The organism is Tamlana crocina (genome assembly GCF_012037625.1).
The window spans coordinates 1-320 of record NZ_JAAVJS010000688.1 but is presented as its reverse complement, the minus strand read 5'-3'; the positions used below and the strand labels follow the sequence as shown (position 1 = coordinate 320).

Genomic DNA, 320 nt, shown 5'->3' with positions numbered 1-320 from the left:
AAGATCGGCAATAGAAAAACTTTGAGAGAAACTTACAAATGGCTTGAAGATATCCCAACGGTTATAACGCAAACCAGCATTAAAGGTGGTAGCATCATATTTTAATTCTCCGCCTTCAACAGGCACATTTCCCTGAGGGGTACCGCCATTTGGTAAGATATATATCGTGGTGTAGTCAGGAATTTCAATGTTGATATTCTCAAACCTGATCCCGGCTTTTAAAACAAAATCCCTGTAAAGCGTTTTTAGCTGGGCGTAAGGTGCGAAGTTTTTCATATCAACTTCAGGAACCCAAAGGCGCCCATCAACCAGGTGCTGCG

Annotated in this window: 1 pseudogene; it reads right to left on the bottom strand. The window is 42.2% G+C overall.

The window, feature by feature from the left end:
- A pseudogene (locus HC176_RS18575) lies at positions 1 to 320 on the bottom strand (TonB-dependent receptor); the annotation flags it as partial.